Below are 19,047 nucleotides of genomic sequence, written 5' to 3' on the forward strand. Positions count from 1 at the left end.
CAGGAGAGAGTCATGCGACACGGGGATATTTCCAGCAGTAACGATACCGTTGGCGTAGCGGTAGTGAACTACAAGATGCCGCGTCTTCATAACAAGGCGGAGGTATTGGATAACGCCCGCAAGATTGCCGACATGATCAAGGGCATGAAGCAGGGCCTGCCGGGCATGGATCTGGTGGTGTTTCCCGAATACAGCACCATGGGCATCATGTATGACCCGGACGAAATGATGGAGACCGCTGCCACGGTACCCGGTGATGAAACGGCGATCTTTTCCGCGGCCTGCCGGGAAGCCAATACCTGGGGGGTGTTCTCCCTGACCGGGGAACGTCACGAGGAACACCCGCACAAGGCGCCTTACAACACCCTGGTGTTGATCAATAACGAAGGGGAAATCGTCCAGAAATACCGCAAATGTATTCCCTGGTGCCCCATTGAAGGGTGGTATCCGGGTGATACCACCTATGTGACGGAAGGGCCCAAGGGCCTGAAGATCAGCCTGATTATCTGCGACGACGGCAACTACCCGGAAATCTGGCGTGACTGTGCCATGAAAGGGGCCGAGTTGATCGTGCGTTGTCAGGGCTATATGTACCCGGCCAAGGAACAGCAGGTGATGATGGCCAAATCCATGGCCTGGGCCAACAACTGTTATGTGGCAGTTGCGAATGCCACAGGCTTTGATGGTGTGTATTCCTACTTTGGTCACTCGGCACTGATTGGTTTCGATGGCCGCACCCTGGGTGAATGCGGCGAAGAGGATATGGGCGTGCAGTATGCGCAGCTGTCCGTGAGCCAGATCCGTGATGCCCGCGCCAATGATCAATCCCAGAATCATTTGTTCAAGCTGCTGCACCGCGGCTACACCGGCATGCATGCGTCAGGTGATGGCGACAAGGGGGTGGCAGATTGCCCGTTTGATTTCTATCGCACCTGGGTGATGGATGCGCAGAAGGCGCGGGAAAATGTGGAAGCCATGACCCGCAGCACGGTAGGTGTTGCCGAGTGTCCGGTGGGCGAACTACCGGTGGATGGCAAAGAGAAAAGCGCGGGGGGCTGATGCCTTTCATCAACGACAAGCTGGAAGCACACCAGGAGGAGGTGGCCCGGCAGCGCTGGGCTACCGGCTCTGGGCGAATGAACCGTTTCGTGTTCGAGCCTGCTGAGGTCATGGCCCATTTGCGCAAGCACATTGTGGGTCAGCCCCAGGTGTTGGACGCCATGGCAGACATGCTGCAGGTCATCAAGGCGGATATCGGTGCGGAAGACCGCCCCCTGTCAGTACAGTTGTTTGTCGGCCCCACCGGGGTCGGCAAGACAGAAACCGTTCGCCTGTTGGCCCAGGCCATTCATGGTAGTGCCGATGCGCTATGCCGTATCGATATGAGTACCCTTGCCCAGGAGCACTATGCCGCGTCACTGACCGGCGCACCGCCGGGTTATGTGGGCAGCAAGGAAGGCCAAAACCTGTTCGATGAAGAAGCGATTCGTGGCAGCTTCAGCAAGCCCGGGATTGTGTTATTCGACGAACTGGAGAAGGCCAGCCCTGAAGTGGTGCGCACGCTACTGAATGTGCTGGAGCGGGGGCGCTTGCGATTAACCGCCGGCAATCGTGACATCGATTTTCGTAACAGCCTGATCTTCATGACCAGTAATGCAGGGGCCAGCCAGATTGCGGCCTTGCATCCACGCCGCTGGTGGCAGCCAGACCGTAGCCGGCAGCGCATTCCGGATCTGGTGGATCAGGCCCTGCACCGCCAGTTTGATCCGGAATTCCTGAATCGTATCGACCGTATCCTCACCTTTAATACGCTTGACCGGGACCTGGTCAGTCAGCTGCTGGATATTGAGCTGGACAGGCTCAAGCGGCAGCTTGATCGGCGGAAAGTGGTTCTGAGCCTCGGTGACGGCGCCCGACGTCACCTCTGCCGCCCAACCGACACGCGCTTTGGTGCTCGCGAGATGGGTCGACGCATCCGCAACGAACTCTCCCCACCACTGGCCAGAGTGATGCTGGATTACCCCCAGGCCGATACCTTTGAAGCCAGAATGGAAGACGGTTCGCTGATCGTGATCCCGGTGTAGGCAGGGGCGCTGGAAAACAGTGAGGGCATAACCTTTGTAGGAGTCCAGGCTTGCAGGGCGATTCGAGCGATAGCGAGATAAAACGAGTCGAGTCTGGAGTTCCGCAAGGCAAGGATACTGATCTTGAACCTGTCACCGATTCTGGATTCTCGTAATTTGTTTCTCGAACCCGTCTTTGAAATCCTTACCTCGCCAAGGCTCGGATTGCCCTGCAAGCATGGGTTCCTACAGGGAGAAGCCTGCGCAAGTAGAGGAAAGCGGAGTTAAGTGTAATGACGCCAACAGGCCCGTCTGGTTTACCCGGCGGGCCTGTTGGGTTCTTGAAAACATGACCCGCTTGCAAGGCGGGGGCGTGTTGCGTAGGGCGTGTAGCGGCCATCAATACGTCAAATGACGTACCCCAAGTGGGACATGGGCGAATGGTGGTCATGACAGGATTTGCCGATAGTGATTCCGGAACGACGGGATTGCCTTTTCTGGTTGGCAATCCCCGTGTCAAACCGGAGGAGAGCACACCATGGCTGAAACGATCATCAAGATTGACCTGAACCAATCCCCTTACGAGAACGAGAATATTCATAACCGCTGGCACCCGGACATCCCCATGGCAAAAATGGTGAAGCCCGGTGACGACTTTATTCTGGAATGCCACGACTGGACCGGCGGCCAGATCAAGAATGATGATTGCGCCGATGATGTGCGTGATGTGGACCTGACCCAGGTGCACTTTCTTACCGGCCCGGTCGGTGTAGAAGGCGCAGAGCCCGGCGATCTGCTGGTGGTGGATATTCTGGATATCGGCACCTTTGACGAGAGTCAGTGGGGTTTCAATGGTTTCTTCTCCAAGCAGAATGGCGGCGGTTTCCTGACGGAACACTTCCCGGAAGCGCAGAAATCCATCTGGGACTTCAACGGCATGTTCACCAAGTCCCGCCATATTCCCAATGTGGAATTCGCCGGCCTGATTCACCCGGGCCTGATCGGCTGTCTGCCGTCCAAGGAAATGCTTGACGAGTGGAACACCCGTGAGAAAGAACTCTACGACACCGAGCCCGATCGCGTGCCGGGGCTGGCCAACCTGCCCTACGCGGACACCGCCCACATGGGCAAGTTGAGCGGTGATGCCAAGGCCAAGGCTGCTGCAGAAGGTGCCCGTACAGTGCCGCCTCGCGAGCACGGCGGTAACTGTGACATCAAGGATCTGTCCCGTGGCTCCCAGGTGTACTTCCCGGTCTACGTGAAAGACGCCGGTCTGTCCGTGGGGGATCTGCACTTCAGTCAGGGCGATGGTGAAATTACGTTCTGCGGTGCTATCGAAATGGCCGGCTGGATTCACCTGCGCGTCAACATCATCAAGGGCGGCATGGAGAAGTACGGCATCAAGAACCCGATCTTCAAGCCCAGCCCCATGGCGCCGAAGTATGACGACTACCTGATCTTCGAAGGTATTTCCGTGGATGAGGAAGGCAAGCAGCATTATCTGGATGTGCATGTGGCCTATCGTCAGGCCTGTCTGAACGCCATCGAGTACCTGAAAAAATTCGGTTACACCGGAGCCCAGGCTTATGCATTACTGGGATGCGCCCCCGTACAAGGGCATATCAGTGGGGTAGTGGATGTCCCCAATGCGTGTGCAACACTCTGGTTGCCTACGGACATCTTCGACTTCGATATCAAGCCGGGGATGGATGGACCGCAACACAGCGTGGCAGGCAGTACCGACGTGCCGCTGTCCAAAGACAAGTAAACGGATAGAAAGGAGCTGATCATGCCGTTGTATGACTACAAGTGTGCCGAACACGGTTTGTTTCACGATCTGGTGCCCATGCAGGCCTCAGGCGAGTGTGCCCCTTGCCCCAGCTGTGGCGCGCTGTCTGCAAGGGTCATCATGGTGGCGCCGGAGTTGCTGGACATGGCCCCGGAAAAACGCGATGCCATGGCGCGTAATGAAAAGGCCGCACATGAACCGCGTCACGGCAATCAGGCATCGGAGAAAGAGCAGGGCTGCTGTCATCACAAGCGCAAGTCCAAGCTGTTCTACACGGCAGAGGGCAACAAGATGTTCCCGTCCGCCCGGCCCTGGATGATCAGTCACTAGAAGTATCGGGTTTATCGGCAGTAAACCTTCCCTTGCGGGCAACTGGATGTTGCCCGTTTTTTTATGCGGTCTACCGATTGTTCACGCTGCCCCACAAGATTTGGAGATTCGCTAGTGTGAGGCGGACTGGATGCGTTCCAGTGCCGCGACCCGTTGTTGTTCCGTCTCGCTGAACATGGCATTGCGTAGTTGCGCCAGTTGCTGTTCCTGATCCTGCCGGGACAAGCCAGATGACTGAATCACCTGACGCTGCCCATGGTAGTCGTCCAGCCGCTGTTGCCAGTCTTGTCGCTGTTGGTCCAGTGCCTGCAGGCGCAAGGCTGCAGCATCACCGAAGCGCTGCTGATGGAGGGCAAACAGATCGGCGTCGTTGGCGCCAGCATCGCGAAGTTGCTGCTCATCCTGTTGCAGGGTCTGCAGGTTGGTTTGTTGTTCGAGCTGTTGCGCCAGATGCGCCGGGAGCGACTGTCGAAGCGTGCTCAGGGCTCGGGTTTTTTCCCGGTCGTCCATGGACGAAGCCAGAATGTCATGGCGCTGAAGACTGAAGCGGTCGTAACGGTCTTCGTCGGCAAACAGGGCAGCCGCATCGTCTGCGCCAAAGGTGTCATCGCGCAGTTGTTGTCGCAGGGCCAGCTGATCGCGGATAGTGCCGCTGCCGGTGGCGGCATACTCACCGCTGGCAAATTGCTGCCGATAGCGCTGATAGCGGTCATACAGGGCGAGCAAATCGTCTGCGGCAGCCTCGCCAGCGTTGCCTGTCGCCCATTGCTGCATGAGGTCACGAATCCGGGCGTCGGGCATTTCCCCACTGAGAGACAGAAAGTAATCCATCACGGCCTTGCTGTTGCTGTCGACCACCAGTCGCCCGGCCTTGTTGATCGTGAGGGTGGCGGGCACGGTGGTGTCAGACAGGGAGGTGTTTTTCAATTGTTTGGTCAATTGTTCGGTCAGTCGTGCAGCCAGTGGCGCCGGGTCGGTTCCAGGTTGTGTGTTTGCCGACGCGGAGTATGTCGGTGCCTCATGCGCAACGGCGGTGTGTGCCCGGCTCGTGTTGCCCGCGTAAAGCACATCAGGCACGGGCAGGCGTTTGAGGGCAATAAAGACGCCACAGGCCAGTATCAGCACTGTGGTAAGCAATGCCAGGTGTCGTTTCATGATGCGCTCCGGTCAACGGCGGGGCAGAGCCCCGCCGTGGGGGGCTTACAGGCCTGCGTTTTTCAGGCGGTTGGCATGGTTGCGGTACAGGGTCTTGGGATCGGTTTCCCAGCCCATCAGACCAAACAGCTGGCGAATGGCGTCAGCGTGGTTGTGGTTGTAGTTGTGGCGAATGGGTTTGCCCAGATACATGCCACACAGCGGCAGTACGCCGTCATGGGCTTCGCCATTGCTGAAGGCAAACTGGGTCACGGTGACCAACAGGGAATCAAACGGGTCGAACAGGTTGGTGTGCACACCGTCACCCCCCCAGGACCAGTAGCGCACGCCATTTACCGTGTGCTGGCCGCTGGTGCCACAGGCTGAGGTTGGCATGGCCTGTGGGTAACGCTGGTTGAATGCAGCAAGGCCTTCGGTGGTGGACGCTGCCAGGACATCACGGGTGGATTGGTCCCCCGGATTGGGGCCGCCCGACAGGCTTTCCCAAAGCGCGCCAAAGGCATTACCGATGCTGTTGGCCAGGCCTTCGGTGATGCTGCCTTCCGGTACGACACCGCGGATCACATCCGCGACGGCGGTACCCCGGTTTTCACCGTGTACTGAGGTCACGGATGCAATCAGGTCAGGGCGGACGGCGGCCACATAGCGGGAGGTGGGCGAGCCCTGGGAATGAGCGATCAGATTGACTTTTTCCGCGCCGGTGACCGCCAGATAGTTCTCGATCTGGACGATCAGCTCTTCACCCCGGTATTCGTTGCTTTGCAGGGCGCTGACATTGCTTTCGTAGACCTCGGCGCCGTAGTCGCGCATATCATCGGCAATACCGTAGAAGTAATCGATGCCTGCGATGTCATCGAAGGCAATGATGCCGCCTACCAGTACGATGGGGTATCGGGTGTCGGCGTAGCTTTTGTCTTTGCCAAACCACCACCAGGCGTGGGCCTGGGACGTTGTTGCGCACAGTATCAGGGCCGCGCAGAGCCCGCGTAGCGTGATCGACATGGTGTTCTCCTGTTTGTTCTTTTATGCAGTCGGCGCCTGACTGCGGTTTTTTGTCGACGATTGGACTATAGGCGGGTTCAGTGGTACTAAACTTGTAAGAATTCGGGCATCGATTTGTCATCTGTGATGCGGCTCGCAAACCGGGCAAAAGAGAGAAAAACAACAATGACAACGGATCATGGGCCAGTCTTGTCGCCGAGTGCGACGCTCTACTTATGGCCGCAGCGCACGCTCTATCTGGGCTTTATCGGGCCGCTATCGGCGCTCACCCAGGGGGCTCACACGTTACTGGTCGGCCTCGATGACGCGATTCCGTTTACCGTGGGTGCGCAGACAGTCACCGCGGGGTGTGCGCTGGTGCCTGCGGGTTTGACCTTTTCCGCCGAGGCGGGTGAGGGGCGTATCGCCTGTTGTTTTCTGGATCCCCTGGGCCGTGATTTGCGTTTTCATCAGAGCCGTATGCATCGTGACCCTTCCGGCCTTTACTTGCCTGTAGAGCCAATGGAAGAGGCGCGAAAATTACTGGTTGGTTTGTTTGAGACAGAGGCGCTGGCCAACCAGGCATACACGGCTTTGCAAGGGGTCTTGTTCCCGGCGGAGAGTGACGTTGTATTGGGCTTCGAGTTTGACGAACGGGTACGTGTGGTGATCGAGCGGATCCGCCAAGACCCCACGGATAACCTTTCCAATGATGCCCTGGCGCAGACCGTTGGGCTGTCAGGTGATCGCCTGCAACGTTTGTTCAAGGACGCCACGGGGATTCCGATTCGTCGCTATCGGCTCTGGCATCGTCTGTTTGTGACATCGACCATGATGGCCATGGGCAGTAGTTTGACGGAGGCCGCACTGGCGGCTGGGTTTTCGGATTCTTCCCATCTCACCAATGTATTCAGGAACATGCTGGGCATGAGCCCGTCTACGGTATTACGGCGCTCCAGGCAGATCCGCATTCTGGTGGGCAGCGAACCTGAATAGCGCTTTATGTAGAATAACGTCAACCATTCCCGATGCCGGGTTCGCCCCGGCACGTTCTGACCAACAGGCAGTTTTGTTCATGCATATTCATATTCTCGGCATCTGCGGTACCTTCATGGGTTCTCTGGCCCAGCTGGCCAAGGCCCAGGGGCATCGTGTCACCGGCAGTGACCAGAATGTTTATCCCCCTATGAGCGATCAGTTGGAAGCGGCGGGGATTGAATTGATTCAGGGCTATGACCCGGCTCAACTGGATCCCGCTCCGGATCTGGTGGTGATTGGCAATGCCCTGAGCCGTGGCAATCCGGCTGTAGAAGCGGTGCTTGATAAGGGCCTGGCGTATACCTCCGGGGCGCAACTACTGGAAGAAGTTGTCTTGCCAGGGCGCTGGGTACTGGCAGTGTCGGGGACTCATGGAAAGACCACCACCAGCTCCATGCTGGCCTGGATTCTGGAGTATGCCGGGCTCAAGCCCGGCTATCTGATCGGTGGGGTGCCGGGCAATTTTGGTGTCTCGGCCCGCCTCGGAGAGACGCCGTTCTTTGTGGTGGAGGCGGATGAATACGACACTGCATTTTTCGACAAACGTAGCAAGTTTGTGCATTACCGCCCACGTACTGTGATCCTCAACAATCTTGAATTTGATCACGCCGATATCTTTGCCGATCTGGCGGCTATCCAGACCCAGTTTCATCACCTGATTCGCACTGTGCCGTCCAGTGGCCGGTTGATTCTTCCCCATGGCGAAGCGGCTCTCGAAGAGACGCTGGAAAGAGGGTGCTGGAGCGAGGTCGAGCGTTTTGGAGAAGAGCAAGCGCTGGGATACCGCCTGGACAGCGAAGATGGGTCTGTTTTTACCGTGCTGGAAAATGGTGAACCAGTCGCCAGGGTCAACTGGGAGCAAACTGGCAGGCATAGCGTGAATAACGGTATGGCGGCCCTGTTGGCTGCCCGCCACGTGGGAGTAACCCTGGCCGATGGCGCGGCGGCGCTTTGCGAGTTTGTGGGCGTGAAGCGGCGTATGGAATTGCGCGGCGAGGTGAGCGGTGTGAAGGTATACGATGACTTTGCCCATCACCCGACAGCGATCGCAACCACCCTGGACGGCCTGCGCCGCAAGGTCGGTGAGGGCAAGATTCTGGCCGTGATTGAACCGCGCTCCAATACCATGCGAATGGGTAGCCACAAGTCCGCATTGGCGGCCAGCACTGGCTGTGCCGATGAGGTAATCTGGTACCAGCCGCCGGGATTGGATTGGTCGCTGGAATCTGTATTGGCGGAGGCGCCGGTGCCTTCATCCGTCAGTGATTCGCTGGACGATATCATTACCCGGGTTGCCACGCACAAGGGGAAGAGCCTGAGTGTGGTGGTCATGAGTAACGGAGGCTTTGGTGGCATTCACCAGAAGCTGCTGGATGCGTTGGCAGACTGAGCCTGTAGCGATCATCAAGACAGGAGAGCGTGATGTTCTGGTCCGTGTTGTGGGCGTCGGTGCACTACCTCAGCATTCTGATGTTGTTCGGATGTCTGTACGGCGAGTTACTGCTGTGGCGCACCGGTATCAATGAGCGCAACGTCAGAACCCTGTTGTGGCTGGATATTGGCTACGGACTGTCGGCGTTGTTCGTGCTTATCAGTGGTTTGGCCCGGGCTGGCTGGACCGAGAAAGGCCTGGATTTCTACATGGCCAACCCCTGGTTTCATGGCAAGGTGACGGTGTTTGTGCTGATTGCCTTGTTGAGTCTGTACCCCACCAAGGTCTTCATGGGATGGCGCAAACAGGTGAAAGCCGGGCATGTGCCAGAGATTGATCCAAGACTGCAGAAAAATCTGCGAGGTGTACTGGTGGCGGAAATTCACCTGGTCACATTGATGCCCATTCTGGGTGCCTTGATGGCCCGTGGCGTTGGGATGGGCTCATGAGTCAGCGTGTCACTCTTGCATTCACGGGGGCGTCTGGCGCGCCTTATGGACTTCGTTTGATGCAGTGCCTGTTGCTGGCGGACTGCGAGGTTTTTGTGATTCTGTCCAAGGCCGCGAAGGTGGTGATCGGGATGGAAACCGAGCTGGCCCTACCTGCCGGAACCGGCAAGACCGAAGCAGCGCTTCGGAAATGGGCAGGTACCGATAAAGGCCGGCTGGTAGTGTGTGGCCTGGAGCAGTGGACGGCACCTGTGGCCTCGGGTAGCGGTGCGCCCGCTGCCATGGTGGTGTGCCCCTGTTCCACTGGAACGCTTTCTGCCATTGCCAGTGGTGCCAGCGACAATCTGATTGAACGGGCAGCCGATGTGGCAATCAAGGAAGGGCGCAAGCTGATCCTTGTCCCAAGGGAGACGCCTTTCTCCGCGATTCATCTGGAAAACATGCTCAAGCTGTCGCGGCTGGGGGTGACCATCATGCCCGCCGCCCCCGGTTTTTATCACCAACCGGAAAGCGTTTCAGACCTGGTGGACTTTATGGTCGCCAGGCTACTGGACCACCTGGGTATCGAGCAAAGCCTCCTGAAGCGTTGGGGGGAGTGAATAATCAGCTACGAGCCAGGCTCAATGGGAATGGGAAACACAAAATAATTCCCTGATTTTATTAGAAGAACGGAAACGCTCTCCAGATCGTGGAGTTCGGCGTCAATAAATAATACAAGCAGCCGACAGGACGCATTGCAGCGGCGTAACGCACGCAGGGCGGCTCCGAAGGGGGAGCGAAGCGAATAACCATGCTTGCATGGGGAACCGACCCAGCGAGGTGAGGATTCCAGAAACGCAACCAGCTCAACGGATCAACAAAGCCAGAGAACGACGGAATGCCTCTGCAATCAATCTACCCACCACGTCCGTGATCAGGCAACGGGGGTTGGCCCCTAGCTATTGCTGAGGCTGTAATCCACTGGTGCAATGACTTTGACTGGAATGTTCTTGAGGTCCTTCGGCGGCGCATCAAAACGCAGACGAGCGACCAGTTCGGTGGTGGCGCGATCCAGAATCCGGCTACCGGAGCTTTCCACGATCTCCACCTGTTCGGCGCGGCCGCTGGCATTAATCACGAACGAAATTTTCACCGTGCCCTGCTGACGACGCATCTTGGCGCGGTGCGGGTACTGCTTGTTGTAATCAATGGTGTTACGCACCTTGGCCAGATAACGGTTGAGCAGATTATCCGTGTCGCCTGAACGGTGGACCCCCTTGCCAGGGTCGCCAGCGATCCCTTTTGCGCCAACCGGCTGATTCTGGGAGGCCGCCTGTTCGCTGACTTTTTCTGCTTCCTCTTCGCTGGTCTTGGCGATTTGCGGTTCAGGCTCGGCGACAGGTTGTGGTTTGGGTTCCGGCTTGGCCACGGGCTTCGGTTTCGGCTTGGGCTTTGCCTTGGGTTTGGGCTTCGGTTTGGGCTTGGGTTTCGGCGCTGGTGCAACCTGTTTCGGCTGCACGGGCGCGGCAGCTGGCACGGGCGCCGGCGGCGCCGAGAGGTTGATGGCAATTTCAGTGACGCCGGGCTTGGCCGGGCGCCCGCCTGCCAGTGTCAGTGCGCCGACAGTAACGATAACACTGGCATGTACCAGAATGGACAAGGACCAGGAAAGCAGTGTGCGAGCGTTCATTTAGGAACCTCACTGCTGGAGGTCAGGGCCGGTGCTTCCATGCTTTTTGCCGCGGGATCACTTTGGGTTACCAGACGTACCTGCTCCACTCCCAACTCCTGCAGGGTTTCCAGGCGCTCACGCAGAGCCGCCATGGTAATGCCGGCATCGGCCATCAGCCGCACTTCAGATTCTTCCGGATTGTCACCCAACAGGGCAACCAGGGCGGTATGGTCCAGAGGCTCGTCAGCGTTCTCGGCAAACCATTGGCCATCCGGCTTGAGAATCAGCATCAATTTGTCGCGAGCTTCCTGCCCATTGGCGCTCTGGCTGACGGGCGTTTCCACCGAGACAGTCGGACGCTTGGCCAGTTGCCCTGCCAACATGAAGAAAATCAACAGCAGGAAAACCACATTGATCAGCGGCAATACCGGCTCCAGCGGCGGGCGCCGGGAAGAGGTTTCCATGATCATCATGGTAACAACTCCAGTTGGACGTCTTTCACACCGGCGGCCTTGATGGCATCAACGGCCGTGAGCGCTTGCTGCAGGTTGGCATCCGGGCTCACAGTTACCCACACCTTGTTTTTCTGTGGGTCCAGTCGGTCGGCAATGGCGTCGGGGGTGAAGCTGACTCCGTTCAGGGTCAGATTGCCGTCGGTTTCCACCTGCACGACCAGCCATTGTTCATCAGGCTTGTTGGTGCCGTCCGCCGGCTGCACGTTTACGGGCAGATCATTGAACTGCCCGAACCGGGTGGCCAGCATAAAGAACACAAGCAAGATAAAGACCACATCAATCAGCGGTGTCAGGCTGATAAAGGGGGCCCGATGGCGTTCCGGCTCAATATGCATGCGATACCGCCGGGTCGCGATCTTCTTCTACCGGCTCGGATTCTGCGTGGATATTGCGCACCACTTTGAGGCGCGAAAGGCGATCTTGCAGCTTTTCGCGACACTGCTCGATGCTACGATCTGCCCAGTGGAAGGCTGCCAAAGTCGGAATTGCCACGGTCAGGCCAGCGGCGGTGGTCAGCAGCGCTTCCCAGATGCCGCCGGAGAGGATGGAGGGGTCTACCTGGGAACCTGCCGTTTCCAGCGCCTGGAAGGCGCCGATCATGCCGAAGACGGTGCCCAGAAGACCCAGCAGCGGGGCGATCGCACTGATCACTTCCAGTACCCGCAGGCCGCCGCGCAGGTCATCCAGCGCGGTGCGCGCCAGGCGCAGACTTTCTTCCTGCCAGGCCGCTTCTTCCAGATTTCGGTTGTTCCAGCACTGCCACAGAACCCGATCGATGGGGCTGGTCAGCTTGCCCGGCTTGGCGGGTGGCTTGCCTTGGCGCAGAGCGTCCAGCAGCTGGTCAGCCTGGCGGGTATTGCCCGGACGAACGCGGGCGAACTGCAGAATCTTGGAAATCAGAGTGGCCAGGGCGACCACTGACAGGAATGCCAGCACCCACATGGTGGCGCCGCCGCTGACAAACCATTCGGGCAAGTGCAGAGAAATGGGAGGCATGGAAAACTCCTGCTTGGGGGCGGGTGAAAGACCACTAAGACCAGCGAGCCCCTGTTAATACGATAAAAAGGCGGGCCATATTCTCCGTGCGGTCAGTGACAATGATATGTCAGACAGGCCCGCGAGTGTGGTATGGCACGCAAGAATCAACGAATCAGCTTCAATTCCGGGTCGCAATGATAGGGTTGAGGGTGCGTTAATGCAAGTCATTCCTATTTACAGCCTGAAGTGCAGGGGGAGGGGGGAATAAGGGGCGTGTGCTGTTTCAGACGATTGAGGGGGAGGGGGGGGCCTGAACGGGCCGGTGTGAGTATGACCAGCCGCAGCTTCAGGCGAAGACGTGTCGCCTTCGCCCTGTGTGTGCCCGAGGGCTTATTTGCGCAGCAGCCTGTAGTTCAGATTGCTTTCAATGAGCTCGCCATTCTCGTCCAACAGCTCGACCGCATTGACGGCATCACGAAGAAACTGGCGATCGCTGTCCGGGTCGCCGGGGTTGATGGTGTACACCTCCAGCTGTTTGTTGTCTTGCAGCCGGATGGTTTGTTCCCAGTCACCGCGCTCGATCGCGCTGGTCGCGACGTTGGAACCATTCATGTACTCCTCCCGGAGCTGAAAACGGGTGGGGTTGTCGAACTGGTCCCGGTACAGGGTCAGGGTGGTTCGGATGCCGGAACAATCGGCACAGGGGAGCATGCCGCTATAGGTAATTTGTTGGGCGGTGGGATTCACCGGTTGTTCCGGTTGGCTTTGACAGGCGCTCAGCAGCACTGCCGCGCCCAGACCAAGAATAATAGAACGGGATTGCATGGCATTGTCTCCTTCTCGATTCCCTTCTGTCAGGGGTTTAGAGGATAACGCTGCGGATCGGTTCTGGATTTAAGGGGATTTTATGAATTTATTGCAATGTTTGCGGTGTGCGTATCGGTCACGAGGGAAGATTATGCCGGGAAATCAGGTGCAGGCTAAATTCGGTACGGGGCAACCCGCGCGGAGGGAGGGGCTCTTGCGGCAACGGATCATGATGCGCTTGCTTGAGCACGTAAAGGCAGTGTGACAGGGCCAGAACGGTGGCAAACACCAGCAGGAAATAGAGCAGAATCATGAGAGATGACCTGTGAGCATATCGTGCACCAACGTTATGCCCAGGCCTTCATGAACTCTATCGTCACTTTGTTAACAGGTGTAAGCATCCTGTAGCAGGAGCCATTTGGCCATCAGAGCTCCTGTTTTCTGGCCGTTAGTATTAACGACAGAGGCTGATGAGTATCGGGGCAAAGAGGTTCGCGGACAGTCACACGGAATCCGTGTGACTGTATCAGCGATAGCCAACCTGAAAATGATCGAAAATACCATGGGAACGGCGTGTCAACGTTGCCTTTCAGCCCCTGCCAATTGTTGCTGCGCCAGCCTTCCCTGTAGTCCCCCTGATGGGACATGGCGGGGTGCAGGGTCTGAATAAGCAGATGCCCCTGTGGTGCCAGTAGCGAGCCCAGGGTGGGGATCAGGTCACTGACTGATTGATCGCCAAACAAGGAAAAGTTGCAGACCACGGCATCAAAATGGCGGCCGGCCAGGGGGCCCGGGATGTCTCCATAGGGTAGCTGAAGGTACTCCCCGGGAGGGTGCTGTTGCCGGGCCGCCTCGACCAGCGTATCGATAGCATCAATCCCCGTGGAATGAATGCCGTGTTGGCAGAGGGCACGACACAACCACCCTTCGCCGCAGCCAACATCCAGTACACGCTTTGGTTGCAGGGCGGCGATGGTTTCCACTATGGCAGGATTGGTAATGCAGCGGCTTGAGATCGACTGATGTCGGATCAAGTTGGTCCAGGGGGTGGCATTGCGTTGCCAGCTCTCCAGTATGGCCTGCTCATTACCCTTTTCCGTCATTCTCCTGTCCATCGCTGGCCTGCGGGCTGTTTGGAGGTTGGTGGTACTGCACGCTCTTGAACGCATGGCGGCGGGGCGCCGGTTTTTGCATCTGGGTCCCTGGCATGCAAGGGAGAGAGCTTACCGCTGTCAGCGCATGGGGCTCAGTGGACCCGCTTTGTCAACGGCACGCTGGTAGGCCGGCCGTTGCTCCATCTGCTCCAGGAAACGGCGGATGCCAGGGTAATGGTCAAGATTGGCACGGGCGCTGGCCGCCTGCAGCGGAAAGCTCATCATGATATCCGCACAGCCAGGGGTATCCCCGGTGAACCAGGTATTGGCGGACAGATGTTGCTCGATTTGCGCGAGATGGGTGTCCAATTGCGGATCGATAAAGCTGCCGATGACCTTGCCGCTGATGCCCCGGGCGATGGGCTTGGCGAAAAACGGCATGGGCGACTGCGGTATACGGCCGAAAATCAGTTTCATCACCAGCAGGGGCATCAATGAGCCTTCGGCGTAGTGCAGCCAATAACGCTCTTCAAGCCAGCGTGAGTCGTCGGCCGGGGGTTGCCATGCTTCGCCGCCATAGCGGCGGGCCAGGTACTCAATAATCGCGCCGGACTCGACAATTGTGGTTTCACCATCGGTAATCGCCGGCGACTTGCCCAGCGGGTGGATCGCTTTCAGTTCAGCGGGCGCCAGCATGGTTTTGCTGTCGCGTTTGTAGTGTTTTATCTGGTAGTCGATGCCCAGTTCCTCCAGCATCCAGACGATGCGCAAGGAGCGGGAGTTTTCCAGATGGTGCACGGTAATCATGATGTTCTCCTGATGAAGGGTGCGACTTGGGCACTCGTCTAGCTCGGCGGACGGGACTATTGCCCTGCGGTACGCACGTCTTGTTGCCGGGCGGCCAAGTGTACCTGTTCAATCAATTCATCCAGTACCGCTTCCGCTCCCCAGGCCCGGTTATCATTGATCATGGCAACTACAGCCCAGGTGGTATTGTTTTCGTCACGGGTAAAGCCGGCAATCGATCGGACATTTTTCAGTGACCCGGTTTTGATATGCCCCATACCTGCCATGTCGGCATGGCCCAGCCTGCGTCGCATGGTGCCGTCCATGGCGACAAGGGGGAGTGATGCAATCAGTTCGGCGGAAAAGCGGCTTTCCCACGCGTGCTGAAGCAGCGACGCCATCTGTCGGGCGGTAATTCTTTCCTTGCGGGACAAGCCCGAGCCGTTTTCAAAGATCATGGCGGAGTCATCGACCCCTTTACGTGCCAGCCACTCACGGATGGTGCGGTCGGCGGCAGCCAGGTCGTCGGCATCTGTTGGCTGGCGGTTTTCTGCACCTAGCGTCAGGTAGACCTGGCGGACCATCACGTTATTGCTCCACTTGTTGATGTCGCGAACCATGGTGACCAGATCCCGGGATGACGTGGTGGCGAGTAATTCGGTGGTGTTGTCTCGCGGATGCAGGCCTTCTCGGATCTGACCGGTTAGCGTGCCACCAAGCTGTTGCCACAGGCTGACCAGCAGGGCGCCGGTGTAGTCAGCCTGCTCCATCAAGGCCAGATAGCTGGCGGTGGAGCAGCCATTGGGTAGCACTCCGGTGAGCGTAATGGCGGTCAGCCCATCTTCAGTCTGACTGGGGGTGTATTCGAACTGGTAGCGGCGCGGGCAATGGCCGTATTTGCGCGGAACCATGTGGTTGTCCAGTTTGACCCCGAAAAGGGATGGCTCCATCCAGCTGTGAATGCCGCGGTCGTCGGCCCGTGATCGAATGCGGACCACGTTAAGATTGGTCAGCAGGCCGCTGGGCTTGACCAGAAACGGGGCGTTGGGATTGCCGCCGTCGTCATCAAAATCGGCGATGCCGTTGGGCAGGTTGAAGACACTGCCATCCAGCACCAGGTCGCCCTGAATGTGAGCAATTCCCATGGCGCGCAGTTCCCGTAACAAAAGCCACAGGCGCTCTTCGGTGAGTTTGGGATCGCCACTGCCTACAAAATAAAGGTTGCCCTTTAACGTGTCCTCTTCGATGACGCCGTCGGTATAGATTCGGCTATGCCATTGGTAGGTGGGGCCGAGTAGTTCCAGTGCTGCAAAAGTGGTAATGACCTTCATGATGGATCCGGGATTGAAGGCTTCATTGGCATTCAGATATTGAGACTCACCGGGGCCATTCAGAGGAATGGCCGCCATGCTGAGACTGTTATGGTCCAACTTCAGTTTATCGGCAGCAGCTAGCACAGGCTGCAGCACAGGTACCGGCGGACTCGCCAGGGAAAGGGGAGGGAGGAGAAAGAACAGGAATGTCAGCAACACGCGAGGGCGGAGCGCTCCCCGGGCGAATACAGGCAACATAGAAAAGGGTCCCGGCAGTGAGAGGGGATGAGAATGTGACTAGAGGTTAGCGTAAACCGCGCTGGCGGTCAGTGGGCCGAAGGGAGAGGAATTGTAAATTCCTCTCCCGGTGCGAGGTTGGCTTATGCGGGTTTGTGCAGGCCCACATCCACGCCCTGGTGCTGCAGGTCCGCGTGGTAGGAGCTGCGTACCATCGGGCCTGATGCCACGGAAGTGAACCCCAGTTCTTCGGCTACCTGTGCATATTCGCGGAATTCATCCGGGTGCACGTAGCGTTCCACCGGGGCGTGGTGTTTGCTTGGTTGCAGGTACTGGCCGATGGTGATCATGTCCACGTCGTGCGCGCGCAGGTCGCGGATGGTGCTGATCACCTGCTCGAAGGTTTCACCCAGCCCGACCATGATGCCGCTTTTGGTGCTGACATCCGGCCGGCGAGCCTTGTACTGCTTCAGCAGGTCCAGTGAATGCTGATAACGGGCGCCTGGGCGAATGTGCTTGTACAGCTCGGGAACGGTTTCGATATTGTGGTTAAACACGTCCGGGGCGGTTTCCACCAGAATGTCCACCGCGGTGTCCAGGCAGGGGCGGAAATCCGGGGTCAGAATCTCGATACGCGTATTCGGTGTACGGCTGCGTACCTGACGGATGCATTCGGCGAAATGCTCGGCGCCACCGTCGGCAAGGTCATCGCGGTCCACCGAGGTAATGACCACATAGCTGAGATTCAGATTCTCCACGGACTCAGCCAGATGCAGGGGCTCTTCCGGGTCGAGGGCGTTGGGGCGACCGAATCCGACGTCACAGAAGGCGCAGCGGCGAGTACAGATGTCGCCCATGATCATGAAGGTGGCGGTGCCACCGCCAAAACATTCGGGCAGGTTGGGGCAGGCAGCTTCTTCGCAGACAGTGTGCAGTTTCTGCTTGCGCAGCAGACTCTTGATGCGCTGAATCTCGCCATTGGCCGGGACTCGTACGCGAATCCAGTCGGGCTTTCGCTGATAGCCGGTTTCTTCGTTGACCATGGGGATGGTACGAACCTTGTCCGCACCACGCAGCTTGTCACCAATCTGAACCTTGCGTTTGGCTTGTGCCTGCTCGCTCATGAAGTGTCCGTCACCGTGTGTGGCCGAGGGTGTCAGCCAGCAGAAAGAGTGGAAGGGCTATTGTACCAGTCCGGAAGGGGTGCTGTCCGTGGCGTAAGGCCAAGACGTTTGGCTAATACGGTCACCAATTGTTGCTCCGTTTCCTCGCGTTCCAGGGTCACTCCCAGTGCACGCAGCGTGGTCATGGGCTGTCCCACATGGCCGCAGGGGTTGATGCGCTGCCAGGGCGACAAATCCATATCGCGATTGATGGCGAGTCCGTGATAGGTGGCGCCACGGCGGATGCGCAGCCCCAGCGAGGCAATCTTGGCGCCGTTCACGTATACCCCGGGGGCGTCATCACGGCTGGCGGCATTAATGCCCTGGTCATTGAGAAATTCGATGATGCTGTCCTCAATGGCGGTGACCAGGCCTCGGCTACCGAGGCCGATACGTTTGATGTCCAGCATCAGGTAGATCACGGTCTGCCCTGGCCCGTGATAGGTCACCTGGCCTCCACGGTCAGAGTTCACCACAGGGATATCGCCCGGGTTCAGCACATGTTCGGGCTTGCCTGCCTGGCCAAGGGTAAAGACCGGGGGGTGTTCCAGCACCCAGAGTTCATCTTCAGTGTCGTCGCCACGGTGGTCTGTTAGCGCACGCATGGCCTGCCAGCAGGGAGAATAGTCAACAGTGGGGAAATAGCGGATGAGGGCGTTCATGGCGCGATTATACGGCCAGCTCATAGTGTGGCGCCAACAGAATGAAGGCAATCTGGGCATCCCTGGCGGCAAAGGCCGCACAGGCTGACTGGGGCGGTGACGGCCAAGCCGCATGCAAAGAAAAGCCCGGCAAAGCCGGGCTTAAGGGCAGACCCCATTCGGGGTAACAACAGTTAACCAGATACTTTTGCTGTCTGTGTTCTGTTCGATCAGATCAGGCGATTCCCTGTTTTCTGGTTTACCAGATGTAAATTCAGTTCCTGGACGCTAATGCCGAACTCGATGCCGTCATCATCATGCAGATTAATGGTTTCAAAGGCGTCGAAGTGTACCGGTAGGCTATTTGCGCGCTGCAGTATGTGTGGGCTGCGCGGCATGGCAGGGATGATATCCGCGGGAGCAGGCATGCCGGCGTGGCGATGGCCCTCGGTCGGTGCCGGGCTGTTCTGGAAGGCCAGAATAATCACCAAAGAGCTGAGCAATCCCGTAAGTGTCAGCAATTTCATGACGTCGAATCCCTGTGGTTGTTGTTATGGGATCGACACTACGGGCACGGCAGTGCCAGTGATAGACATGCTTGGTGGGGGTTGGGTGTCAGGCTGTT

The 19,047-nt window shown here is 58.0% G+C and carries 22 protein-coding genes; 8 read left to right on the forward strand and 14 right to left on the reverse strand.

Going from position 1 to position 19,047, the window contains the following annotated elements:
- Positions 1-12: 12 nt before the first annotated feature.
- From Q672_RS32895 to Q672_RS32910, 4 genes are all read left to right on the forward strand, one after another.
- Positions 13-1,059, forward strand: coding sequence for an aliphatic amidase (locus Q672_RS32895; RefSeq protein WP_022986801.1), 1,047 nt, complete (start codon positions 13-15; stop codon positions 1,057-1,059).
- Positions 1,059-2,084: an AAA family ATPase gene (locus tag Q672_RS32900; RefSeq protein WP_022986802.1), complete on the forward strand. Its 1,026-nt coding sequence runs from the start codon at positions 1,059-1,061 to the stop codon at positions 2,082-2,084. The genes Q672_RS32895 and Q672_RS32900 overlap by 1 nt, the downstream gene beginning before the upstream one ends.
- A 517-nt stretch (positions 2,085-2,601) precedes the next feature.
- Entirely contained in the window at positions 2,602-3,831 is a 1,230-nt protein-coding gene (fmdA, locus tag Q672_RS32905; protein WP_022986803.1) for a formamidase, read from the forward strand.
- A 21-nt stretch (positions 3,832-3,852) separates the two neighbouring features.
- Complete coding sequence (locus Q672_RS32910; protein ID WP_022986804.1) at positions 3,853-4,182, forward strand: zinc ribbon domain-containing protein; 330 nt, start codon at positions 3,853-3,855, stop codon at positions 4,180-4,182.
- A 111-nt stretch (positions 4,183-4,293) separates the two neighbouring features.
- On the opposite strand, the gene Q672_RS32915 is transcribed toward Q672_RS32910, so the two are convergent.
- Positions 4,294-5,337 carry a lipase secretion chaperone gene (locus Q672_RS32915; protein ID WP_022986805.1) on the reverse strand — a complete coding sequence of 348 codons (1,044 nt, stop codon included), beginning with the start codon at positions 5,335-5,337 and terminating at the stop codon, positions 4,294-4,296.
- A 45-nt stretch (positions 5,338-5,382) separates the two neighbouring features.
- Entirely contained in the window at positions 5,383-6,339 is a 957-nt protein-coding gene (locus Q672_RS32920) for an esterase/lipase family protein (protein ID WP_022986806.1), read from the reverse strand.
- A 165-nt stretch (positions 6,340-6,504) separates the two neighbouring features.
- Between Q672_RS32920 and Q672_RS32925 the strand changes: the two genes are divergently transcribed.
- The 4 genes from Q672_RS32925 (at position 6,505) to Q672_RS32940 (ending at position 9,836) form a co-directional block, all read left to right on the forward strand.
- Positions 6,505-7,314 (forward strand): AraC family transcriptional regulator, encoded by an 810-nt coding sequence (locus Q672_RS32925; RefSeq protein ID WP_022986807.1) that lies wholly within the window; start codon positions 6,505-6,507, stop codon positions 7,312-7,314.
- 79 nt (positions 7,315-7,393) lie between these two features.
- Entirely contained in the window at positions 7,394-8,746 is a 1,353-nt protein-coding gene (gene mpl, locus Q672_RS32930; protein ID WP_022986808.1) for a UDP-N-acetylmuramate:L-alanyl-gamma-D-glutamyl-meso-diaminopimelate ligase, read from the forward strand.
- 32 nt (positions 8,747-8,778) lie between these two features.
- Complete coding sequence (locus Q672_RS32935) at positions 8,779-9,237, forward strand: DUF2214 family protein (RefSeq protein WP_022986809.1); 459 nt, start codon at positions 8,779-8,781, stop codon at positions 9,235-9,237.
- Complete coding sequence (locus Q672_RS32940) at positions 9,234-9,836, forward strand: flavin prenyltransferase UbiX (RefSeq protein ID WP_031227148.1); 603 nt, start codon at positions 9,234-9,236, stop codon at positions 9,834-9,836. Before Q672_RS32935 ends, Q672_RS32940 begins: the two co-directional genes overlap by 4 nt.
- A gap of 335 nt (positions 9,837-10,171) precedes the next feature.
- Here the strand turns inward: Q672_RS32940 and Q672_RS32945 are convergent, their stop codons facing one another.
- The 12 genes from Q672_RS32945 to Q672_RS32995 all read right to left on the reverse strand — a co-directional run bounded on the left by Q672_RS32945 (position 10,172) and on the right by Q672_RS32995 (position 18,949).
- Positions 10,172-10,906 carry an energy transducer TonB gene (locus tag Q672_RS32945; RefSeq protein ID WP_022986811.1) on the reverse strand — a complete coding sequence of 245 codons (735 nt, stop codon included), beginning with the start codon at positions 10,904-10,906 and terminating at the stop codon, positions 10,172-10,174.
- Positions 10,903-11,361, reverse strand: coding sequence for an ExbD/TolR family protein (locus Q672_RS32950; RefSeq protein ID WP_022986812.1), 459 nt, complete (start codon positions 11,359-11,361; stop codon positions 10,903-10,905). Before Q672_RS32950 ends, Q672_RS32945 begins: the two co-directional genes overlap by 4 nt.
- Positions 11,358-11,738 carry an ExbD/TolR family protein gene (locus tag Q672_RS32955; protein WP_022986813.1) on the reverse strand — a complete coding sequence of 127 codons (381 nt, stop codon included), beginning with the start codon at positions 11,736-11,738 and terminating at the stop codon, positions 11,358-11,360. The genes Q672_RS32950 and Q672_RS32955 overlap by 4 nt, the downstream gene beginning before the upstream one ends.
- Complete coding sequence (locus Q672_RS32960) at positions 11,728-12,399, reverse strand: MotA/TolQ/ExbB proton channel family protein (RefSeq protein WP_022986814.1); 672 nt, start codon at positions 12,397-12,399, stop codon at positions 11,728-11,730. The genes Q672_RS32955 and Q672_RS32960 overlap by 11 nt, the downstream gene beginning before the upstream one ends.
- Positions 12,400-12,771: 372 nt before the next feature.
- Positions 12,772-13,206, reverse strand: a complete 435-nt coding sequence (locus Q672_RS32965) for a copper resistance protein NlpE (RefSeq protein ID WP_022986815.1) — start codon at positions 13,204-13,206, stop codon at positions 12,772-12,774.
- A gap of 118 nt (positions 13,207-13,324) precedes the next feature.
- Positions 13,325-13,501: a hypothetical protein gene (locus tag Q672_RS34265; RefSeq protein WP_022986816.1), complete on the reverse strand. Its 177-nt coding sequence runs from the start codon at positions 13,499-13,501 to the stop codon at positions 13,325-13,327.
- Positions 13,502-13,613: 112 nt separating this feature from the next.
- Positions 13,614-14,291, reverse strand: coding sequence for a class I SAM-dependent methyltransferase (locus Q672_RS32970; RefSeq protein ID WP_022986817.1), 678 nt, complete (start codon positions 14,289-14,291; stop codon positions 13,614-13,616).
- Between the two features lie 129 nt (positions 14,292-14,420).
- Entirely contained in the window at positions 14,421-15,089 is a 669-nt protein-coding gene (locus tag Q672_RS32975) for a glutathione S-transferase family protein (RefSeq protein ID WP_022986818.1), read from the reverse strand.
- A gap of 56 nt (positions 15,090-15,145) precedes the next feature.
- On the reverse strand, positions 15,146-16,639 hold the full coding sequence (gene dacB / locus Q672_RS32980) for a D-alanyl-D-alanine carboxypeptidase/D-alanyl-D-alanine endopeptidase (protein WP_022986819.1): 1,494 nt from the start codon (positions 16,637-16,639) through the stop codon (positions 15,146-15,148).
- 122 nt (positions 16,640-16,761) lie between these two features.
- Positions 16,762-17,742 (reverse strand): lipoyl synthase, encoded by a 981-nt coding sequence (gene lipA, locus Q672_RS32985; RefSeq protein WP_022986820.1) that lies wholly within the window; start codon positions 17,740-17,742, stop codon positions 16,762-16,764.
- Between the two features lie 32 nt (positions 17,743-17,774).
- Positions 17,775-18,443, reverse strand: coding sequence for a lipoyl(octanoyl) transferase LipB (lipB, locus tag Q672_RS32990; protein ID WP_031227150.1), 669 nt, complete (start codon positions 18,441-18,443; stop codon positions 17,775-17,777).
- Between the two features lie 209 nt (positions 18,444-18,652).
- Positions 18,653-18,949, reverse strand: coding sequence for a hypothetical protein (locus Q672_RS32995; RefSeq protein ID WP_022986822.1), 297 nt, complete (start codon positions 18,947-18,949; stop codon positions 18,653-18,655).
- Between the last annotated feature and the right edge of the window lie 98 nt (positions 18,950-19,047).

The sequence above is a fragment of the Alcanivorax sp. P2S70 genome (genome assembly GCF_000475295.1).
Lineage (GTDB): Bacteria > Pseudomonadota > Gammaproteobacteria > Pseudomonadales > Alcanivoracaceae > Alcanivorax > Alcanivorax profundi.